This is a genomic window from Burkholderia sp. BCC1988 (assembly GCF_905339895.1).
Taxonomy (GTDB): domain Bacteria; phylum Pseudomonadota; class Gammaproteobacteria; order Burkholderiales; family Burkholderiaceae; genus Burkholderia.
In genome coordinates, this window is the sequence record NZ_CAJPHA010000001.1 from 400,184 (window position 1) to 422,063 (window position 21,880).

Annotated in this window: 8 protein-coding genes; 3 read left to right on the forward strand and 5 right to left on the reverse strand. The window is 68.8% G+C overall.

All coding sequences use genetic code 11. From position 1 onward, the window contains the following. Positions 1-36: 36 nt before the first annotated feature. Entirely contained in the window at positions 37-483 is a 447-nt protein-coding gene (locus tag U4012_RS01695) for a hypothetical protein (RefSeq protein WP_321795613.1), read from the reverse strand. Between the two features lie 605 nt (positions 484-1,088). Between U4012_RS01695 and U4012_RS01700 the strand changes: the two genes are divergently transcribed. Then, positions 1,089-2,591, forward strand: coding sequence for a catalase (locus U4012_RS01700; RefSeq protein ID WP_415750349.1), 1,503 nt, complete (start codon positions 1,089-1,091; stop codon positions 2,589-2,591). A gap of 92 nt (positions 2,592-2,683) precedes the next feature. Then, positions 2,684-3,325 carry an ankyrin repeat domain-containing protein gene (locus tag U4012_RS01705; RefSeq protein ID WP_321795618.1) on the forward strand — a complete coding sequence of 214 codons (642 nt, stop codon included), beginning with the start codon at positions 2,684-2,686 and terminating at the stop codon, positions 3,323-3,325. A 153-nt stretch (positions 3,326-3,478) separates the two neighbouring features. On the opposite strand, the gene U4012_RS01710 is transcribed toward U4012_RS01705, so the two are convergent. From U4012_RS01710 to U4012_RS01720, 3 genes are all read right to left on the reverse strand, one after another. Beyond that, positions 3,479-5,395 (reverse strand): serine hydrolase domain-containing protein, encoded by a 1,917-nt coding sequence (locus U4012_RS01710; protein ID WP_321795620.1) that lies wholly within the window; start codon positions 5,393-5,395, stop codon positions 3,479-3,481. Positions 5,396-5,404: 9 nt separating this feature from the next. Beyond that, positions 5,405-6,286, reverse strand: coding sequence for a sterol desaturase family protein (locus U4012_RS01715; protein WP_321795622.1), 882 nt, complete (start codon positions 6,284-6,286; stop codon positions 5,405-5,407). 469 nt (positions 6,287-6,755) lie between these two features. Beyond that, on the reverse strand, positions 6,756-8,525 hold the full coding sequence (locus tag U4012_RS01720) for a hybrid sensor histidine kinase/response regulator (protein ID WP_321795624.1): 1,770 nt from the start codon (positions 8,523-8,525) through the stop codon (positions 6,756-6,758). Between the two features lie 139 nt (positions 8,526-8,664). Between U4012_RS01720 and U4012_RS01725 the strand changes: the two genes are divergently transcribed. Further along, on the forward strand, positions 8,665-9,321 hold the full coding sequence (locus U4012_RS01725; RefSeq protein WP_321795626.1) for a response regulator transcription factor: 657 nt from the start codon (positions 8,665-8,667) through the stop codon (positions 9,319-9,321). Positions 9,322-9,440: 119 nt separating this feature from the next. Here U4012_RS01725 and U4012_RS01730 read toward each other — a convergent pair whose 3' ends face one another. Further along, positions 9,441-21,836: an LWXIA domain-containing protein gene (locus tag U4012_RS01730; RefSeq protein WP_321795628.1), complete on the reverse strand. Its 12,396-nt coding sequence runs from the start codon at positions 21,834-21,836 to the stop codon at positions 9,441-9,443. Positions 21,837-21,880 lie beyond the last annotated feature (44 nt).

Genomic DNA, 21,880 nt, shown 5'->3' on the forward strand with positions numbered 1-21,880 from the left:
CGCGTGTCCCGCGCCGGCTTCACCCGGGCGGCCCGCCTACGCGTCGGTCCAGGCGCCGGTGCCCTGCCGATACTGGATCACGCCGCTGTTGAACCGCACCTGCAGGTTGCCGTCCGGCAACTGCAGCCAGGTCGTCATGTCGAGGCCCTGCATCAGCCCTGCGAAGAAATCCCGCAACTGTTGCGACTGGCTGGCCTGCCAGACGTCGATGCGCCCGAGGCACGCACGCAGGTTGCCGCTCGGCTGCATGATCGTGCCGACCTGGCCGGCCACGTTCGACGCCGGATCGTAGACCGGCGTGCCGTCGACGCTGACGATCGACAGATGGATCCCGCGCACTGACGTCGGCTGGCCCGGCGTCTGTTCGACGAGCGCGATGCAGCTCGTCATCGCGCCGAAATCGATTTGCGTCGCATCTCCCCAGATGCGCTCGCCAACCGCCAGCGGCGCGGGACCTTGTACGTTTTGAATGAGGTAGGGCATGAGTTCCTCGCATGACTGATGGGACTGCCGGTGGCGAGGCCGCGACGTGCCCGACAAACGGCCGTGTGCCGGTCTCGCCTCTCACATCCCGCATCCGGCCTGACGGCCCGCCGGGTCGTGTCGATTGATTCTTTGTCGCGGCGCGCGCGGAAGTCAATCGACCTGCGTTCACGGGCACGATTGCCCGGGACGTTCGTCATCACACCAGGCACCGCGCCGCACGCGAATGATTGCGCACGCATCGATTCGATCCAGGTCGTCTCACTCGGCGCCGTCATCGACGCCACCGTCCCGGCCTGCGGCCGCGCGTGCGCAACAGGAAGGGCCTTCCCGCGGGCAATTGGGCCACGCCCAGCCCAAGGACTCGATCGTCTGATGGGAAAGTCGCCTGATCGACGATCCCGAATCAGCTACCACATATCGACGAAAATATAATTTAGTTAGCCGAATCATTTGCGTGACAGAAATACGACTGCCTATCACGCAATTAGCGAGATTCAATTGGCTCACCACACGTCGGAAAGATTAAATTTCGTCGGCATTTCCCCCCTCAGCCAAGGAATCTCATCGATATGTCACACACCGCGAATCGCTTTTTGCAAAGCATGATTGCCGCGGCCTGCGTCGCACTGGCCTCTTCGTCTCATGCCGCTGAACTGACGCGCGACAACGGCTCGCCCGTCGGCGACAACCAGAATTCGCAGACGGCCGGACCGAACGGGCCGACGCTTCTGCAAGACTCGCATCTCATCGAGAAACTCCAGCGCTTCGATCGCGAACGCATCCCCGAGCGTGTCGTGCATGCGCGCGGCACCGGCGCGTTCGGCGAATTCGTGCCGAGTGCCGACATCAGCGACCTGACGACGGCCAAGGTCTTCACGCCCGGCACGAAGACGCCCGTGTTCGTCCGCTTCTCGACCGTGATGGGTTATCGCGGCTCGCCCGAGCAGGCGCGCGATCCGCGCGGCTTCGCCGTGAAGTTCTATACGGAACAAGGCAACTGGGATCTGGTCGGGATCAACCTGCCGATCTTCTTCATCCGCGATGCAATCAAGTTCCCCGACTTCGTTCATGCGAACAAGCCGAGCGCCGTCACCGGCGTGCAGGACGCGAACCTCGCGTTCGATTTCTTCGCGCACGCGCCGGAGGCGACCAGCATGCTGACGCGGCTGTACTCGATCGAAGGCATGCCCGATTCGTACCGGCACATGGACGGCTATGGCGTGCACGCATTCAAGTTCGTCAACGCCGACGGCAAGTTCACGTACGTGAAGTTCCACTGGAAGAGCGAGCAAGGGATGCACGGGCTGCGTCCGAAGGACATTCCGGGTTCGATCGGCGCCGACTGGAACCTGATGACGAACGATCTGTATGGCGCACTGAAGGCCGGCGACGCGCCGAAGTGGGACCTCTACATTCAGGTGCTGAAGCCGTCCGAGCTCGACGCGTTCGACTTCAACCCGCTCGACGATACGAAGGTGTGGGCCGGCGTTGCGGAGCGCAAGATCGGCACGCTGACGCTGAGCCGCGTACCGGACAACTACTTCGAGTCGACCGAAGAGTCCGCCTTTGCACCGTCACGGATGGTGCCGGGCATCGAGCCGTCGGAAGACCGGATGCTGCAGGGCCGGATGTTCTCGTACGCCGATACGCAGATGTACCGCCTCGGCGCGAACTTCAACCAGTTGCCGATCAACCGTCCGCGCGTGGCCGTCACGAACAACAACCAGGACGGCGCGATGAACTTCGGCGATCGCAAGGGCGAAGTGAACTACGAGCCGTCGACGCTGAACGAACTCGCGCAGAACCCGCGTTACAAGTCGGTCCAGACGCCGCTTGCCGGCACGACGCAGCAGGCCGCGATCCGCAAGACGCTGAACTTCCGGCAAGCGGGCGAGTATTACCGCATGCTGCCCGCGCAGGAGCGGCAGGACCTCGTGACCGCGCTGTCGGGCGACCTGAACCACGTGACGAACGACGCGAACAAGTACGCGATGCTGTCGTACTTCTACAAGGCCGATGCGGACTACGGTAGCCGCCTTGCACGTGCCACGCACGCCGACCTGTCGCGCGTGAAATCGCTCGCCGACAAGCTCGTCGAGAACTGATCGGGCAATCGCGCGAAGGCTGCTCGTGCGGCCTTCGCGTCCCGACCAATCGTCCGATTGCGCCGCGCGGCCACGCGCGGCGCGCAATGCCGATGAAGAACCGACTCCGAACCGCCCTCTTCCGCACCCTCGCGATCGCGGGTGCCGTTGCGCTCGCGGCCTGCGCGCAGATTGCGCCGCCCGCGACCGTTCCCCACCCCGACGCACACGCCGACCTGCGCCGCTACGACGATGCATGGTTTGCTGCCGCCCGCCTCGGCCGCATCGACATCCTGCAGGCGCTCGTCGACGCGCATTATCCGATCGACGCAACGACGCGCGAAGGCTACACGGCGGTCATCCTCGCCGCCTATCGCGACCAGCCCGCGACGCTCGACTATCTGCTGCGCAACGGCGCGGACCCGTGTCTCGGCGACCGTCACGGCAACACGGCGCTGATGGGCGCGCTGTTCAAGGGCGAGACTGCGATCGCGAAGCGGCTCGCCGATACGCACTGCCCGATCGACCAGACCAATCACGCCGGCGAAACGGCGCTGTCGTTCGCCGCGCTGTTCGGCCGCCTCGACATGCTGCCGGTGCTCGTCGCCCGTGGCGCGAACCCGGATCACGTCGATGCGCTCGGCCGCACCGCACTGCAGAACGCCATCCTGCAAGGCAACGACGCCGCGGTTGCGGCGCTCGAAAAGGTGGGCGCGACGCCGAATGCCGATGTGACGTTGCGAGCGAGGCCGTGACCGCTCGAGCTTGCCGTCGAGGTTGACTGCCTGTCGATCGTCATGCGGCACAAGGTCACGAAGGCACGCGCTCCCAGCCTCGACACCGGAGGCGGCTTGCGGCGCGTCGGTCATGCCGCCGATCGTCGCGCCTCGCGCCCTTCCCGCCGGCCCTCACGCGCGCTGGCACAGCCATCCGGAAGCCGCCATCGTCTCGACATTGCTCACGTTCGTCATGCTGATTTCGAACAGATCGCGGCCAGGCATCACCGGTATCTGCACGGTCATCCCGCAGCGGTCGTCGGCCAGCGGCTTCAACAACTGGTAGTTGAAGTGGGCGCCGCCGCTGGTGCTGTAGGCGAACAGGACATAGCCCGGCAACGCGTCGAGGCTGCCGAGCGACACCCTCAGCTTGCCGCCCGAGAACACCGACTGCGCCGATTCGTTGATCACGTTCCACGACGTGTTCACACGTGCCTGCCAGGCGGCGTCGAGCCGCGGCAGCACGGGCAGTTGCTGCGCATACGGCGTGACGCGGAACACATAGCCCGAGCCGTCGACGACACGCTTGGTCAGATACCGGTTGCTCACCGCGTTGCCCGCGTCGTCCGTGCCCGGCAGGATATCGAACCGGTACGACACGGTATCGCCGTCGCTCCACCACCAGCCGTCGCTGCGATACACGTACGGCGCGCCGCTCGGGCCGGTGTCCATCCACGCCGTGCCGTTCCATTGCGTCAACGCCAGGCTGCCGTCCGCGTTCACGGCGACCTGCATCGGCGCCGATTCGTTGCCGTAGACGCCGCCGACCGCGGAAACGTCCGGCGACGCAGCCGCCGGCGGTGCAGCGACATTCACCTTCGCGGGCGCACCGGCGATGCTGCCGTCTTCCTGCAACGCCTGCAGCAGGATCGCGGGCGCGATGCCGGCCGCGTCATAGCCGGTGCTGCCGGTGATCATCAGCGCCATTTGCGCCGCCGGCAGCACGTAGAAATGGCTTGAAAAGAACTGCGTGCCGCCGCTCTTGTACGCGCCGGCGGCGCCGGCCGCGCGCAGGACCGGATCGTCGACGTCGTCCCAGCCGAGACCATAGGCATACGAGTAACCGAGCCGGGTCGACTTGATCTGCCACCGGTCGGTCTGGTCCGTCAGCATGTCGGCGATTCCGGCCGCCGACGCGATGCGCCGCCCCTGGAACACGCCGTTGCCGATGAACAGTTGCGCGAGGTTCATCATGTCGAGCGGCGTCGTCGACAGGCCGCCGGTGGCGTACGGATTCGCGAATTCCTGCCCGTACTGGATGCCGTTCGCGTACGCCAGCGCGAACTGGCCGCTCGTCGGCACACTGGTCAGGAAGCCGGAATTCGTCATGTTCAGCGGCGCGAGAATGTCGCGCTGAACGAAATCGGCGAAGCTCAGCCCGGTAACGGCCGCGACCACCAGCTCGAAGATCGTGAAGCCGTCGTTGCAGTACACCGCGAACTGGCCCGGCGGATGATTCAGGTGTTCGTTGGCGAGCACCTTTTGCGCGGTCGCCGCATAGCCCGGAATCGGCGCATACGAGAACATGTCGTCGACGTTCTGGCCGGGCAGGCCGGACGAATGCGACAGCAGATGACGCGACGTGATCTGCGTATACTGCGGCGACAGCATGGTGAACGACGGCACGTACCGGACGATCGGCGCGTCGAGGTCGATCAGCCCGCGATCCTGCAGGATCACGCCGGCCAGCGCCGCGATCACTTTGGATACCGAACCGATGTTGTAGCGCGTCGTCGGCGTGGCGGCGACCGCCGGGTTGATCGACGCATTCCCGAACGCCTGCGCCCACACGACCTGATTGCCCTTGAGCAACGCGACCGAGATGCCCGCGAGGTTCCGCGGATGGGCATCGAGCGCGGCCTGGATCGTTTGCCGCCCCGCCGCGATGGTCGCGTCGTAGGTCGACCGCTGAATCGTGTCCGCGCCGCCGCACCCGGGCAGCATCGCGGACAACAACCCCGCGCCCGCGTATTCGAGGAATTGCCGGCGGCCGGCGCTGGATGGCGCCGCATCGTGGCGCCGGTCGTGTGGATCGCGTGTGTGAGCCATATCGCCTTCTCAGGAAACCTGCTGTGCGGCACGCCGCGCATCGCGCGTCGTCAGGGAACTGCCGTCGGGACTCCAGCCGGGCGGCCGGATCAGATACTGGATCGCGGTGTGCAGGCTGTCGGCTTTCGCGAGGTCGCGCGCGATATTGCGCCACTCGTAGAACGCGATCCTGAACGGATTGTCGGTGCCGATGCTCGACGTCAGCCCGTAGTGCGGCGTGAATCGCTCGGGCGTGTACGAGCGGAACAGCCGATCCCAGATCATCGTGGTGCCGGCGTAGTTGGTATCCAGATAGTCGAAATCGCTGCCGTGATGGACGCGATGCTGCGACGGCGTGTTCAGCACCGCCTCGAACCAGCGCGGCATCTTGCCGATCGCTTCGGTGTGGATCCAGAACTGGTAGATCAGGCTCACCGACTGCATGAACAGGATCATCTTCGGATGGAACCCGACCCACGGCATCCACGCCCAGAACAGGAACGATCCGGTGATCGTGCCCGTCCACGTCTGGCGCAGCGATACCGACAGGTTGTATTGTTCCGACGAATGGTGGACCGAATGCGATGCCCAGAACCAGCGCATCTCGTGACTCAGGCGGTGGAACCAGTAGTAGCTGAAATCGTCCGCGAAGAAGCACAGCACCCACGCCCACCAGACGTTCGTCGGGATCGTGAAGAGCCGGTGCGCGTACACCCAGCTCAGCACCGCGAGCACCAGCCCGCCGGTCAGCACGCTGGCGACGAATGCGCCGGCAGCGAGCGCGAGGTTCGCCAGCGTGTCGCGGGTCCGGTACAGCGACCGGCCGAGCACCGCCGCGAGTGCGATTTCCACGGCGATCAGCACCGCGAAGGCCGGGAACGCGGCCACCATGATATTGGGCAGATTGTCCATCACCGTTGCGCTCCAGGCAGGCGGGCGGCGAGGCCGCGCCATGACCGTTCAAGGATTCGACCGCGAGAGGCCGGTCGGCTCATGCGCAAGGCGAGCGCGATTCAGGGTGCAGGCACGGCACCCTGTCGCGTTGCTTTCAGAAAGGACGACGCCTGGAACAGGATCGGCCGCACTGCGACCGATCCTGTTCCGCGGCATCAGGCCGTGCCGGCGCCGTGCCGATTCGATCGGACGTGCGGCCCGAACCGTGGGTTGGTCTCCCCGGCTGTCCTGCCTTCTTCGCTACCCCGCGCGACTGTTTTTTACGATTGCCAGCAGGTGCGAAGGTACTGCACCCGTTTCGTTTGGGAAATACCGCAGATGCAGTAGTGCCGTCGCCGTTGCACCGGCCGCGCCGGCTGCCGTCGCGAACGCGTCGCATTCGCGTGCGGGTGCCGAGCGGGCGCGGTGCGATGACATCGCAGCGCCGTCACGCCGACGCGTCGATCAAGGTCTGCATTTCCTGCGGGTCGAGCGGCTTGTGCATCACGCTGAAGCCGCTCGACGAAGCGGCATGGATGCCCTCGGGCGACGTATCGCCGGTAATGATGATGGCCGGAATCTCGCGTTCGATGACGCGGAACACCCGGTGGACGACGTCGGCGCCGGTCACGTGCCCCGCCAGCCTGAAGTCCGTCACGATCATGTCCAGTTCGGCGCGCCGCGGCGCGGCAAGCTCGATCGCACGCTCCAGCGATGGCGCGGCGATCACGGTATGCCCCCAGGTCTGGAGCAGCGTCTGCATGCCGGCCAGCACGTCGCGATCGTCGTCGACGACGAGGATGGTCTTGCGCGCCTGCCCGCGCCCGGGGTCCGCACGCTCGCCCGACGGGTGCGCGCCGGTGGCGCGCGACGGGGCATGGTCGGCCATGGCCAGCCGCACCGAGAACAGCGAGCCGCGGCCCGCGGTCGAACGCACCTGCACGCTCGCATTGATCAGCGCCGCCGTGCGCTGCACGATGGCAAGCCCGAGGCCCAGCCCCTGCTCGCGGTCGCGCGCCGCGTTGCCGATCTGGTAGAACTCCCGAAAGATGTGCGGCAGTTGATCGCCCGCGATGCCGATGCCGGTATCGAAGACCTGGATCTCGACGTCGGTGCCGCGACGCCGGCACGCCAGCAGGATGCCGCCGCGCTGCGTATAGCGCACGGCATTCGACAGCAGGTTCGACAGGATCGTGTGCAGCAGCACCGCATCGGTTTCCAGCCAGATCGCGGTCGGCCGGATCCTGAGCGTCACCCCCTTGGCCAGCGCGGCCTGACGAAACTGGCTGTCCAGCGCGTCGAGCGCCTGCTGCAGCGCGAAGCGGCGCGGCTCGACATCGATCACGCCCGCGTCGAGCCGGGAAATGTCCAGCAACACGTTCAGCAATTGCGACATGCCTTTCAACGCGGTGCGGAGCCGTTCGGCGATGTCGTCGAGCGCGGTTCCGTCGACGCTCGGCGCGCGCGCCATCGCCCGCAGCGTCGCGATGTAGAGGCCGAGCGCATGCGTCGGCTGACGCAGGTCGTGGCTGGCGGCGGCCAGGAATTGCGATTTGCTTCGATTGGCGAGTTCGGCGCGCTCCTTCTCCTGCGTCAGTTGCCGGATCAGGTCGACGTTCTCGAAGCGCAGCGACACGGCATCGCGCACGGTACGCTGCAGCGTCCGGCTGAAGGCGAGATTGACCGCGAGCAGGAACAGCGACAGGAAGCCCAGCACCGAAAACAGCGCGCTGCCGTACGCGAACGACCGGATCGCGAACGGCAGCACCGTGGGCAACGCATAAGCCACGTAGGTCGGCCACCACGACGAGAGCGACGCCACCGAGCCGCCGGTCATGCCGGCCAGCACGATGCAGATCAGCGCGGTCACGATCGTGTTGTCCGGCGAAAAGAACAGCACGCCCATGGCGCCCCACAGGCAGCCGGACACGCCCGCGAACACCATGTATTTCCGCGCGCGGCGCGTGGCCGTCCCGGCAGGATGTTCGCCCGCGCGGCGATCGCGCCAGACCATGACGGTACGGATCGCGGTCAGCACGCAGATCGCCGCGGCCCACGCGAGCAGCGCATGCCGCGACACCTCGTGCCACAACAGAAAGGTGGTCAGGCTGACGACGGCGATGTTGCCGAACAGGATCGGCGGAGACTGTCGGTACAGCGTATTGACCAGTTCCAGCTGCACGTCGGCACGGTATTCTTGCGCTATCCTGTTTGCCATTTCAAAATCGCGTAGCGGGTCCGGCGTTGAACGGGGCGGGCGTCGATCTCGCCCGCCGCGTGACACGTCGCAACGGGGTTGCATCGTATTGTCGCAAAGGAACGAGCTTCCGGGTGCCCCGGGAGAAGGCGAAAGAAAAATGAAAAAAATCGTGCTTGCCGAAGATCACGCCATCATTCGCGACGGGCTGAAGTTGCTGCTGAAGACGCGAGCGAACTGGACCGTCGTGGGGGAGACCGGCGAAGGCCGGATGGTCGGTCGGCTGGTGTGCGATACGCAGGCCGATTTGCTGTTGCTCGATCTCGATCTACCCGGCTTCCCCGGCATCGAACTGGCGAAGCAAGTCAAGGCGCAATCGCCGCAGACCAGGATCCTGGTCGTCACGGGCAATCAGAACCCGGCCACGGTCCGGGCGGCCGTGGCGATCGGCGTCGACGGCTACATGCTCAAGCACGAAGACGGCGACGAGCTGCTGCGTGCCGTCGCGCTGGTGCTGTCGGGCATCCGCTACGTCAGCGACTCGCTCGCCCATGTCCTCGAGCACACCGCCGCCGCCGTGCCGCCGGTGACGGCCCGGGAGAAGGAAATCCTCGTGCTGATCGCCAACGGGCACTCGAGCAAGGACATCGCCATCAGGCTGAATCTCAGCGTGCTCACGGTACGCAAGCATCGACAGAACCTGATGTCGAAACTGGCGCTGCACAACGTCGCCGAAGTGATCGCGTATGCGCTGCGCGACGGCCTGACCGTACTGCCGCGGTCCGACGATGTCGGCGCGGAGGCAATACTGCGCTGACGCGCGGGCCGGCGACGACGACGCATGCATGCGCGTCGTGGCGCGCCCGCCCGTCGGTCGTCGTCACGCGCGACGCGTCGCTTGCATCCGCCCCGCACACGTTCCGCGCGCCGCCCTCGTCACCCGACCACGACCAGCTGCCCCGGATCGATCTCGCCCGGCTTGCTCGCCAGGTTCGGGTTCAGTTGCAGGATCTCGTTGAGCGCGACGTCGATCCGCTGACCGTCCGACATCCGCTGCTGCTGGTCGGCCGGCACGTGTGCCGCGGCAAGCAACGATCCTTCGTGACTTTGCGCGATCGTCCACAACGAATCGCCGGCCGCAACGGTCACCGTCAGCGGCGTGGGAGCGGGGCTCGGTGAACCCGTCGAAGGCTGCGCCGGTTGCGATGGCGTACCCGACGGCTGCGCGCTCGCCGACGCCGATGCCGTCGCCGATCCCGACGGTGTTGCCGACGCATTCGGCTGCACCGGTGCGCTCGTCGTGCCGGGCGACGGCGCAAACGACGCACTCGGCGTCGGCGCCCCGGCACTCGAACCCGACGGTTTCGGCGACGAACCCGGCGCCTTGTGCTGATCGTCCGACGCGGTTGCCGACGTGTACAGGCTGATCCCCTGCATGATCCCGAAGATCGCCACCGGCGCCAGCGCGATGCCGGTCGGCAAGCGCTCCATCCACGGCGTCGCGTTCGGGAAATGCGAATGCAGCCGCCCGGCGCCGAGCAGCGCGCCGGACATCGCGGTCAGCGTGCCGGTCACCGGATCCACCGTCAGCGCGGTATGCACGCCGGTTGCGATGCCGACCGCCGAGGTCAGGTAGTCGCCGGTCGCGCTCGCGATCCGCGCCAGCTGGCTGCGGTTCTCGGCATTCACGCCGCGCAGGCTGCCCTTGTAAACGATGCCGGTGTAGACGGCGCTGAACGCGCCGCCGATCGCCTGTCCGCCGGCCAGCAGGTCGCCGTGCGTGATCGCCCTGAACGCATTCATCGTGATCGAGCCGCCGTAGCCGCCGAGCGCCAGCACGCGGCCGACGCGGCCGACCGAATGGCGCGGGCTGCCGTGATGCAGCAGCTTCAGCGACGTCCCGCCGACCACGCCCTGCATCTGCGCGAGCATGTCGGCGGCGATCGCCTTCGTGTGCGCGACGGTATCGTCGAACGACAGCATCCCGTCGTCGTTCAGCGCGCGCAGCTGGGCGGCCATCGCCTTGCCCTCGTGCGCGATCTGCTCCAACTGCGCGCCGCGTGCGTCCACGTCGAAGCCGTTCGCCTTCAGTTGTGCCTGCAGCCCGCGCACGAGCCGGTCGACGACGCGATCGAACACGCGCGGATCGCCGTTCTTCAGGCTGGCGACCGCGCCGTGATGCAGCGCCTGGAACACGCGCCCGACCCGCAGGCCCGCATACAGCGAGTTCGTCGCGGTGCGCACCGACTCCCGGCCGACCGCGACGAGCACGCCCGCGCCGGCACCGCCGGTCACGGTGGCCGCCGCGATGTCGCCGGCGATCCGCCTGGACGACGGCGGCGGCGTGTTCTCGCCGATCGGTTCGTCGTGCACCCGCAGCGCATGCAGTTCCGCCTGCGCGCGCTTCGCGTCGGGAATGTCGACCTTCGCGAGCTGCGCCGCTTCCCGGCGGCTCGTGCCGATCGGCTTGGTGCCGTCGTTGATCAGCGCCGGATCGTGCACGACCGCGCGCCAGTGGTCGAGCGGGTCGGCGGCGGCCGGCCGCTTGCCGGTGGTCACGCGGTCGGGCACGCCGGCGCCGTAGTCGGTCAGCCAGCGGCCGCCGAACTTGCGTGCGCCCTCGTCCGTCCCGGTGCGCGGCGGGTTGCCGTCGGCATCCCACAGCGGCATCGCATGCTCGATCGTCGCCTTGCGCGCCTGGTTCAGCCAGACGGTCGTGTTGCCTTCGTAGAGCTTCTGGCGCAGCGCGGCGATGTCCGCGGGCGTCATGCCGTCCGCGGCGCCGAGCCGCTCGACTTCCGCGAACAGCAGCTGATGCTGGTTCGCCAGCGTCTGCCGGTCGACCCGCTCGAACACGCGCGTGAGCGCATCGGCGCCATGCAAGCGGTCGATGATCCCGGGCCGGTTGCGGTTCTCCACGATCAGCTTCGCGAGCGCGCCGGTGAGATCCTGGTTGCCGATGAAGTCCGCGCCGTGGGTGCCATACGACAGCCCCATGTGCACCCATTCGAGCCCCTTGCGCTCGAGCACCGCGCGCAGCAGCTTCTCGTGTCCGCCGCCCGGCACCGATTCCGGCACCGCGTCCCAGCCGTGGAACGTGACCATCACGTTCGGCGCCTTCGTGTCGGGATGCGCGTTCGACCAGCGTTCGAGGGCGGTCATCACACGCACGTAATCGTGATACGTGTCGTTGGTGCCCGACTGGAACCGGTAGTCGGCGCCGGACACGAGCGCGCGCGACGGCGCCGTCTCGAGCCGGATCGCGAAACCGGTGCGCGCGGCCTCGTCGAGCCAGCGATGCAGATGCGCGAGATCGTCGAGCGCGAGCGCCTTCCCGTCGGAGCCCGGCGCCGGATGGATCATCCCGTTCTCGCCGTCGAACACGGCGTGCTTCTGGTCGCCGAGCGCGCGTACCGCGCGCAGGAAATCCGGATCGTGCGCCTTGCCGAGCACCGCCGCGAGCGAATGCGGATCGATCACGAGCGTGACGACCGGCATCACGCCGCCATACCGCTCGACCAGCGCGCCCATCAACGCCGGATCGTCACTCAGCGAGAACGAGCGCGCCATCGGCACCATGCGATCCTGCAACGCTTCGCTCGAGCGCGTGAAGATCTGCCGGATCCGCTTGTCGGCGACGGTCGCCGCGCCCAGGTTGCGCGTCCGGGCGCGCAGCTTGCCCGGCACCGGCAGGAACCGCGATGCGGACGTCGACACGTCGCGCGCGACGTACAGCTTGTTGAGCAGCGTGCGCCACATGCCGACGTCGACCATCACGGCCTGCGGCTCGCCCTTCAGCACGAGGTTCACGTCGCCGGGCCGCTGCGCCTGCTTGTTGTATGCCTCGATCTGCTGGTGCGTCGCGAAATACTGCTCGGGCTTCGCCGCGCCGTGGCGCAGGCTGAACTCGACGGAGGTCGCCGACGACAGCCCCGGCTGGTACGGCTCGATCGACAGCGGCTCGGGCGCGGTGCCCTTGCTCCCCAGACGCCGCAAGTCGGCGAGCACCTCGTTGTAGCCGTGCCGCGTGCGCGCCGCGAGCGCGCGGAACGGCGCCGAGTGCAGGCCGCGCGCTTCCGCCGCCTTCCATTGATCGTGCAGCGCCTTCGCGCGCGCTTCGAGCGCGGCGACGCGCGTCGGCCGCGCGCTGTTCAGGAAATCGCGCGGCGACAGTTGCGTGAGCAGGAAATGCACGTCCGTGCCGAAGCGATCGTTGCCGATCGGCATGGCGTCGAGCGGCACGCCCGGATGGTTCTTGTTGCTGACCTGCGGGATCTTGTCGAACCAGCGCATCTCGCCATCGCGCTCGGCGATCACGCCGAGTGGATCGCCGAGCGCCTCGGCCACCGCGCCGTCCGTCCTGAACACGTAGATCACATGGCGGCCGCCGTCCAGCGCGCCGTTGCGGATCGCGGTCAGCAGGTGCGACACGCTGTTGCCGCTGAAGTCGACCGCGTTGAGCGCGGACTTGTCCGACGGCAACAGATGCGGATCGACCGGCGCCAGCGGCGCGGCGTTCGCGTCGTCGCCCTGCTCCGCGCGCGATAGCGGCCGGCGCACCGGCACGATCGACTGGAACAGGTCGCCGGCCGAGCGGATCGGTTTCTTCTCGACGGCCGGGGCCGCCTTCGCCGGCCGGAACCCGCCGATGCGGTCGACGGTGGCCGGCGCCACGTCGCTGACGACGAAGCGGATCCCGCGGCGCGGCGACCGGCCGACCGGAATGCCGCCGCGGCGGCGGCGCCGGAACACCGTGCGCAGATCCTGCTCGGGAATCTCCGTATCGCCGAGCGACGCCTTTTCGAAATATTTCCACTCGTGGTTCGTGTTGCGCTCCGCATGGCCGAGCACCTTGCCCGTCTCGTCGTCGACCACGTGAATCCAGCGCTGTGCGCCGGAGACCGCACGCACGGCCTGGCGCGGCCGCTTGAAGACCGGCGCGTCCTGCAGCTTCGACACGTCGCCGGCGAGCGTCGTCTCGATCGCATGGCCCGAGCCCGTCACGTCCCACGACGTCTTGCCGTCCGGCGTCTCGATCTTCGACGGGCCGCCGAACGCCACCAGCTCGTCGTGCGCGACCGGCGACACATGGAAGTCGAACTTGCCGCGTGCGCGTCGGCCGCCGCTGTTGGTATTTTCCAGCGCCTTGGTGAGCGCGGGCGGCACGCGCTTGCCGTTCAGCATCCGCACCGGGCCGAGCGCGCCGTTCGCGTCGGTCTCGAGCACCGCGACGAAGGCCGGCGGCGTATAGGCCGCGGCGCCGTCGGGCGGCGTGTGATGCGCGGTGACCAGCACATGCGCGTTGGGGCCGAGCTGCCGGGCGAGTCCGTCCAGCGTGGGCGCATGCCGGCCGTCGACACGCTTGAGCGTGCGGCGGCCGAGGGTGTCGAGCCAGTCGGCGGCGCGCGCCTGATTTGCCGCCTCGACCGCTGCGGCCCCCTGCGGCGCGGCCGGGGCGGCTGAATGACCGGAAACGGTGGCCGGCGTCGCCGCGGCGGCCGGGTTGTTGCTTGCCGGGTCGCCGGCCGGGCTCGCCAGACGGCCGGCCGGCCCCGCGTGGCCGAACCTCGGCCAGGTCGGGTTGCCGTCGACCGCGCCGAGCGCGCGCGTTCCGCCGGCATGCACGGCCGCATAGCCTTCCGGCAAGCCGGAACGATCGACGCCGACGAGCCGGTACGACACGTCGCCCGTCGCCGCATCGCAGGTGCGCACGACGTACATGTCGACGCCGGCCGGCTTGAACAGCGAGCCGCCGTCGGGCGTGGTGACGCGCAGCGCACTCGCCGGATCGTGGCCGAGTGCCGACAGCAGCGCGACGTCGGCCGGTGCGGCGGCCTCGACCGCGGCCAGGTGCGCGGTGGCGCTGGCCGCGACGCGTTCCGCCGGCGTCAGGTCGCCCTGCGCGAACGCGGTGTCGTCCGGCAGCGCATCGGCCGGCACGTACGCGTGATTGCGCGGCCCGGCTTGCGCCGCATCGAGCGCCTGCCCGAGATCGTCGTGCGCGACCGTCGTCACGCCGTCCGGCAACGCGCGCTGCGCTTCGGCGGCCGTGCTGCCCGTCGCGTGCGCTGCCGACGCCGTCGCATCCGGCACCGTGCCGCTGAACCGGAACCAGCCCGCCTCGGGATCGAGCGCGCCGAAATCTGTGCCGCTGCCCAGCACGATGCTGCCGTCGCCCGTCACGAATTCGACGCGCAGGTTCGTCAGGCCGGCCGCGTCGAACGCCTGCATCACGTCGTCGATCACGCGGGTCGGCTCGGGGCCGTCGAGAAAATAGCTCGGCCAGTGCTGGCTCACGGTGCCGCCGGCCTGCGTCACGCGCGCGGCATCGCCGACCACGCCCGGCCGGTCGGCCAGCGCGCTGCGGAACGGATGGTCGAGCGTGACCGATTCGAACGTGCCGTCCGGAATCGGCGTGAAGTCGTAGCCGGGATCGGCGAACGTCGGATCGGGCACGCGCGGCACCGTCGGACGCGCCGGCCGCTCGGCCCGTGGCGGCGGCGCCGTATGCGCGGCGCTCGGTGCCGGCTCCGCGTCCGGTCCGGCGGGCAGTGCCGGGCGGCCCGCCCGCGCGGGGTCGCCGACGAAGCGCTGCATCGGCAGGCGGTCGCTGTCGACCTCGCCGGTCCGGCGCGTCACGCGCACGGTGGCCGAGCCGTCCGGCTTGACGAGCAGGATGTCCTGCGGCGCCCAGACCGACGTCGGCCGCCCGGTGAGTTCGGACAGCCGCTGCGCGAGCGCGGCCGCGAACGTCCCGCTCGCGGCCCGCACCTGGCCCGGCGCGACGCGCAACGGATCGTGCTTGTCCGACCCGCCGAAACAGGAATACAGCGTCACGTCCTGCCCCGCCTCGAGCTGCGGCGCGACACGCTCGGCCACCTCGTCCGGCGTCACCGGCCGGCCGTCCGGGCCGAGCATCGCATCGGCCGACATGCCGTGTCCGAACACGACGTGATGGCCCGGCGGCGACATCAGCCCGCGCGTGCCGACCGGGTGCAGCGGGTCGTCGGCCGGCATCAAAAGCGTGTCGGCCGGACGCAGGAATTCGGGGTGCTGCGTCGCGTCGACGCCGGTCACGTCGTCGAAGCCCGGTTGCAGTACCGACTCGCCGTGAATCGTCGTCGTCATCACGCCGTCGTTGGCGATCGTGCGGTCCGTATAGACGCGGCTGTTGTTCCGGTACGTCTTCTGCGGAATCCCCGACAGGCCGTCGTCGGCTTCGGCCTCGGCGGCCTGCTCGGTGCGCGCAGCCCACTCGTCCGCCGTGAAAATCTGCCCCGGCGCCACGTCGACGACCGGAACCGGCTCGTCGACGGGCGGCTCGCCCGCGTCCCGCTCCGGTGCGAGACGCGGATGCGCCGGGGGCTGCGGCTGGGCCGGCCCATGTGCCGTCGCGCCCGGCCGCGCGGCATCGCCCGGCGTGCCGGTGTTGCCGCGCCGCCCGCTGTCGGCGTCCGGATCGATCTGCGCGTCGATCGGGCGCACCGGTTCGACCGGCGCGCCGTCGTACCCGTGCGCCACTGCGCCTTGCACGGGTTCGCCGCGCCGGGCGAACACCAGCGGCGGTTCGTTCGCGTCGGGCGCCTCCGGGACATGCAGGTAGAGCCGCGTCGACACATCCGGATCGTGTGCCGGCACGACGATGTCGTCGCTGTTCGGGTGCAGTTCCAGCGCGCCGGTGCCGCGTATCGAATTGGACGCGATCGACGCGATCACGGGCACCTGAAGCTCATACGCGAGCTCCTGCGCGAACGGGTAGCCGCCGGAGCCGAGATAGCAGCCGGTCAGCAGCACGCCGTTGCCTTCCGTGTAGGCCGCATCCTCGAGCAGGCTGCGCGCGAATTCCCTGGGCGACATCGTGTTGCCGTCTTTCGTGATGGCGATCGCGCTGTCCCAGCGCACGTCGCGCGGCTTCGTGCCATGCGATTCGGCGATGTCGAAGCCCGACACCTTCAGGAACTGCCGCGCGGTCGCGTGGCCCAGCAGGTTCACGACATTCGAGCCCGGCACCGGCCGCAATTCCAGCGGATTGACGCGAACCGGCTGCGCGCGGCCCGGCGAGAACTTGCCGTTCACGTCGGGTTCGATCTGGAAGCGCGCGAGCCGGCGGCCCGGATCGGGGATCGCGCGCCGCCAGCCGGCCGCGTCGTCGTCGCCGAGCCGGCCGAACACCGGCGCCTGGATCAGGTCCGCGAATTCCTGCAGCAATTCGGGATCGGCGCCGCTGTGCGGCCCCTCCAGCGCGATCGGCGTGCCCGGCGTATAGCCTTTCCACGCCAGTTCCTCGAGCGCGTGGGTCATCTCGAGCGCGCTCGCCGGGCGGCGGCTGCGCGGATTGATGACCGCGCCGCCGCGATTCGTCAGCACGCGCCAGACGTAGACGCCGAGCGGCACGCGCGCGTCGCCCGACGCGCCGCTGGCGCCCCAGCGATTCGACACCGGGCGCGGCGCCACGGTGCTCCAGTCGACCGCGTGCGCGCCCTGGTCGATGACCGCCAGCGCCGGCGAGAAGCGGTAGGTGCGCGGCGCATGCTGCACCGAATGGTCCGGCTTCCCCGCGAGACTGGGGGCGCCGGGCTCCACCACGATGCCGGTCGTATAGCCGGAGTCCGGGCTGCCGTCGCTGCGATAGCGCGGCGAACGCCACGCGACGAAGCCGCTTGCGCCGTACACGTCCACCCCCAGCACGTTCGCGAGCAGTTGCGCGAGCGGGCTCACCCGCGTACCCGCGCCGCATGCATAGAGGATCACCGGCGATTTGCCGTCCCAGCCGCTCTGGCGCACCAGCTCGGCCAGGTCTTCGGCGCTCATCGGCTTGCCGGTCGCGCTCGCGAACGCGTCGGACCACGCATGCGCGTACACCGCGAAGTAGCCAGGCGGCACCGGCATCAATGGCCGCTCGCCCGCCGGCAGCCGGTTCTCGGGCTGGTCCGGATGGTTCGAATAGATCGCGAGGTCGGCTTCGCGGCGCGGATACGCGCCCCATTGCGTTTCGTCCATGCCGGGCGGCGCGTTGATCACGTCGACACGCCGGCCGTCCTCGCTGCGGATCAGCGGCTTGGCGGGATCGAACCCGCGCGGGTACATCACGCGCAGCGTGCGATCGTACGCGTCGTTCATCGACAGCATCAGCGCGTCGCCGGCGTCGTTGAGCCCGACCCGGGCGACCACCGCTTCGGGCGGCACCGTACCGTCCGCGGCGAGCGCACCGTGGTCGACCAGCGCGACCTGGTAGCGGCGCGCCGCCACGCCGCCGCGGGCGACCATCATCGCGTCGTGGAACGACGCGTAACGCGTGACGCCGATCGTACCGTCCTCGCTGGAGGCGGCGGCCGCGAGCTTCACCGGATCGTCTCCGGCCGCCGCGCGCCGCGCGTCCGCGTTCGCCGCCCGGATGTCGTCTCCCAGGTTGCCACGTTCGGTCGACGGGAGTCCGTCTTCGTCCGGCTTGCGCACGTTCCCTTCGCCGTCCTCCAGCGCGTACACGTAGTATTCGACGTCCTCGAGGCGGTTGCCGCTGTCGAGAATCGACCCGACCACGCCGGCCAGCGCGTCCGGATCGGCCGCCACATGCGCGGGAATGGGCCACGACGCGGGGCGTCCCGCCGTGGCCGGCGTGCCGGCCACGGCCGGCGTCGCATCATCGCCCGCGATCGCGGCGGCAACGGCCGGCGTCGCTTCGCCGTCGATCCCTTCGGCATCGGGCGCGAGCCGCAGCAGGATCGCGTCGCCGTCGTCCGGCGTGCCCTGCGTGCGGCGCGCGCGCAGCCACGCGGTGAAGCGCGACCGCAGCCCGCCTTCCGCCGGCGACACCGGCTCGCCGTCGCCGGCGGGCTCGCCGAAACTGGCCGCCTGTTCCTCGGCGTGCTGCCACGGGTTGCCGATCTCGCCGACCGCGAGGCGCTGGTTCGCCAGCCCGTTGGCGAACATCGCGTTCGCCACGTCGATCGCGATCGGCCGCTGCGTCGCCGGCGGGGCCGGCGTCTTCGTGATCGCCCGAATCGGCCGTTCCATCAGCGTATGCGAGCCGAGGCCCATCTGCGCGACGCCGATCCCGAGGTTCAGCAACTGCTGTGCGCGATCGGAGTCGGACATCGCGTCCCAGTTCTTCACGAGCGACACGCCCTGGTCGACCATCTGATAGCCGCCGATCGCGCCGCCCGTGACGTTGAGCACGCCGGCCGTGCGGCCCGTCGTCTGCGCGACCGACTGGAACGCATCGGCTTCCTGCGCGAAACGGCCGAGACCGGCCACGTCGGCCGTCACGCCCTCGCCGCGCGATGCGAGCGTGACCATGTCCGAGACCTGGCCCGTCGTGCGCAGCAGCGACGACGCCTCCGCGAGCGACTTCGCCGCGACGCCGAGCCCGCCGCCCGCGATGCCCGCGCCGCTGCCGATCAGGCTGATCCAGTCGCCGCGCGCCTGCGCATTGCCGAAGCCGATCGACTGCCCGTGCTCGCTCAGATTGTTCAGGTCGCCGATCGCGGCCGGCACGCCGACCGCCATCCCGGCGCCGACCGCGGTCCACGCGGCGCCGAGCATCAGGCCGCCGACCGGCGCACCGATGCCGCTCGCGACCAGCACGACACCGCCGGCCGCGGCGAGAATCCCCGTGCCGATCTCGAGATAGTGTTCGACGTGCTGGTACCACTCAGTCTTGTGCGCGTCGATCGATTCGTATTGCGCGTAACCGCCGGACGCCGCGCCGTTCGTCAGGCTCTTCGGCACGTACAGCTTGCCGTCGTCCGACAGCGCGTTGTTGTGCTGGTAGTCGTCGACGGTGTCGTACTTCCAGCCGCGATCGTCGATCAGCTTGAACTGGTCCGGATGGTTCGCGACCTGCACCTTGAACAATGCGCTCGGCGCGGTACCGGTCCCCTTCGACACGTAGTAGATCGGCACCAGCGACACGACCGCGTGGTCGCCGCCGACCTTGCGGATCTGGTCGACGACGGTCTGGATCATCTGCGTCGCCGCCGAATTCCTCGCGTACAGCGACCGGCTGTTGACCGCCACACCGTTCTGCAACTGCCCGTTGCCGATGATCAACTGCTCGAGCATCGCCATCGACGGCACGTCGTTGCGGTCGGTCGGCGTCGCGGCCGGGTCGTCCGGCTGGATTCCGAGCCCCGCGCCGACGAAGTTCGTCATCTGGTCGGAGCCGGTGGCGAACGTGTAGGACTTGTCGTCGAAGTTCTTCTGGAAGTCGTCGAAATACGCCTTCAGCTGCTTGTCCGGATCGGCCTGGAACAGCTTGTAGCTGGCGTTGGCGGCGTCCTTGTTCTGCTTGTTCTGCGCACTCTTGATGCCCTGGTCGTAACGCAGCTGGAAGTCGTTCGCGAAGCCCGCCTGGAACCGGTCGTCGTTCTGCATCTTCGACAGCAACGCCTTCGACAACGCCGGATCGACACCCGACGACAGCGCCTCGCGCACCGTGTCGAAACCGTAGCCGGTGTTGCTGCCGCGCAGCGTATAGATCAGCGTCTTCGCGTTGCCCTTGTCGTCAAGCAGCCAGTTCGCGACGTCGTCCTCGCGCCGCACGGGCACGCCGCTCGCGCTCGGCTGCTGGTCCGCCAGCCCGACCGCCTTGCTGAGCCCCTTGTAGAACTCGGTGCCTTGCCCGTACGGCTGCGGCGTGCCCGTGTTCGTCTGCATCCACTTGTTGCCGAAATCGTGCTCGACGGTATCGAGCACGACGCCCGCGAACTCGGGCGGCGCATTGTTCAGGATGTCCTGCATCCACTTGCCGGCCTTGTCGGCGTTCATCGTGTCGTCGTAACGCGCACGCATGCTCGCCTGATCCGTTGCATCCGCATCGGGCTTCTGCATCAGCGGATCGATCTGCGAATGGATGAACTTCGCGTCGAAATGCGGCTGGCCGGCCTGGGTCCACAGCGTCCGGCGCTCGTCGAGCGAGAACGACGCGTCCATGTTGGTCTTCAGCACCTGGAGCGCCGCGCCGGGATTGCTGCCCGGGCCCTGCATCAGCTGCGCGACCTGCTGCTTCGTGTACTGCAGCCGCACCTCGGGCGCCGCCGCAAGCAGCGTCTGGATCTTCTGGTAACCGGGATTGTTCTTGTCCGCCTGCGCCTGCGCCATCGCGTACGCGAACACGCCGCCCGCCTGGTCGATCTTCGCGTTCAGCGCCTTCGCGTCCGCGTCGCTCTTGCCGTCGGTGCTCACCGGAATGCCCGTCAGCTTGACGAACGCTTCCGCGAGCGGATTCTGCTGCGCGAGCGCCTTCTCCTGCGGCGACAGCTTCGGATCGTTCGGATCGACGGTCACACCGGTGTCCTGCAACAGCGCGAACGTGACCGGATCGGATTGCGCGAGCTGCTTCATCTGCGGCGACAGCGACGGATCGTCGGGATTGATCGTCGCGATCGTGCGCTTGAGCTGGCTTTCCTCGCCCAGCGCGTCGACGAGGCCGGTATACCACATGCCGTCGTGATTCTGCTTCACCGACGCGACGACCTGCTTCTGCTCGTCGGCCGTCACGTAGGTCAGTGCGGTGTCGTCGCCGCCCGTCACGACCTTGTCGTACTGGCTCTGCGCCTGCGCCAGCGCCTGCGTGACGTCGGCCTCGTCGGCACGGCGCAATCCGCCCGGCTCCTTCTGCCACGCCGCGTAGTCGGCCTTCGCGTCGTTCAGGCGCAGCGTCGCGGCCGACGTGCTGTACTCGTGGCGCAACGCGGTGGTGAGGGCCGTGTACGCGTTGTTGGCATTCGTGTCGGCCGTGCCGGCCGCCTGGCGAAGTTGCACGCCGGTGTCGGGATCGGCGCGCCGGACTCCGCCCGGCTGCGCGTCGTACTGCTTCACGTCGGCGTTCGCGGCCTGGTCCTTCTGCATCGCCAGCGCGAACTGGAACGCCTTCACGTTGGTCGCCCGCTCGGGCGCCGATTCGGCCGACACCGCCTTTTGCGCATCGTCGAGCACCGAGCCGAGCACCGGATCGTTCGGCGTCGCATTGCGCAGATCCGAGGCCACGCCCGCGATCGCCTTGTTCGTGTCGCCGCCGCCGTCGGCCGCGACGCGCATCTGGTTCTCGACGGCCGCCTGCACCGAGCCCCATGCCGCTTCGGCCTTCTTCACCTGGTTGTCGAGATCGGCCTGCGACGCGCCCTGGTCGTGCAGGCGCTTGAGCGTCGCCATTTCGGCCTGCGCGAGCTGCAGCAGGCGCTGCGTCTCGGCCTGGGCGGCCGCGAGGGCCTGCTGTTCCGGCGTCTGCGCCGGCGGGGTGCTGCCGGCCCCGTTCGTCGGTGCCGGATCGTTGTCATCCTGCGGCTGCGGCACGTTCACCGGTCCGCCCCCGCCCACAGCCATCAACACCATGTCCGTTCTCCCGCGGCATGCGTGACGTGCCGGCACAGCGGCAG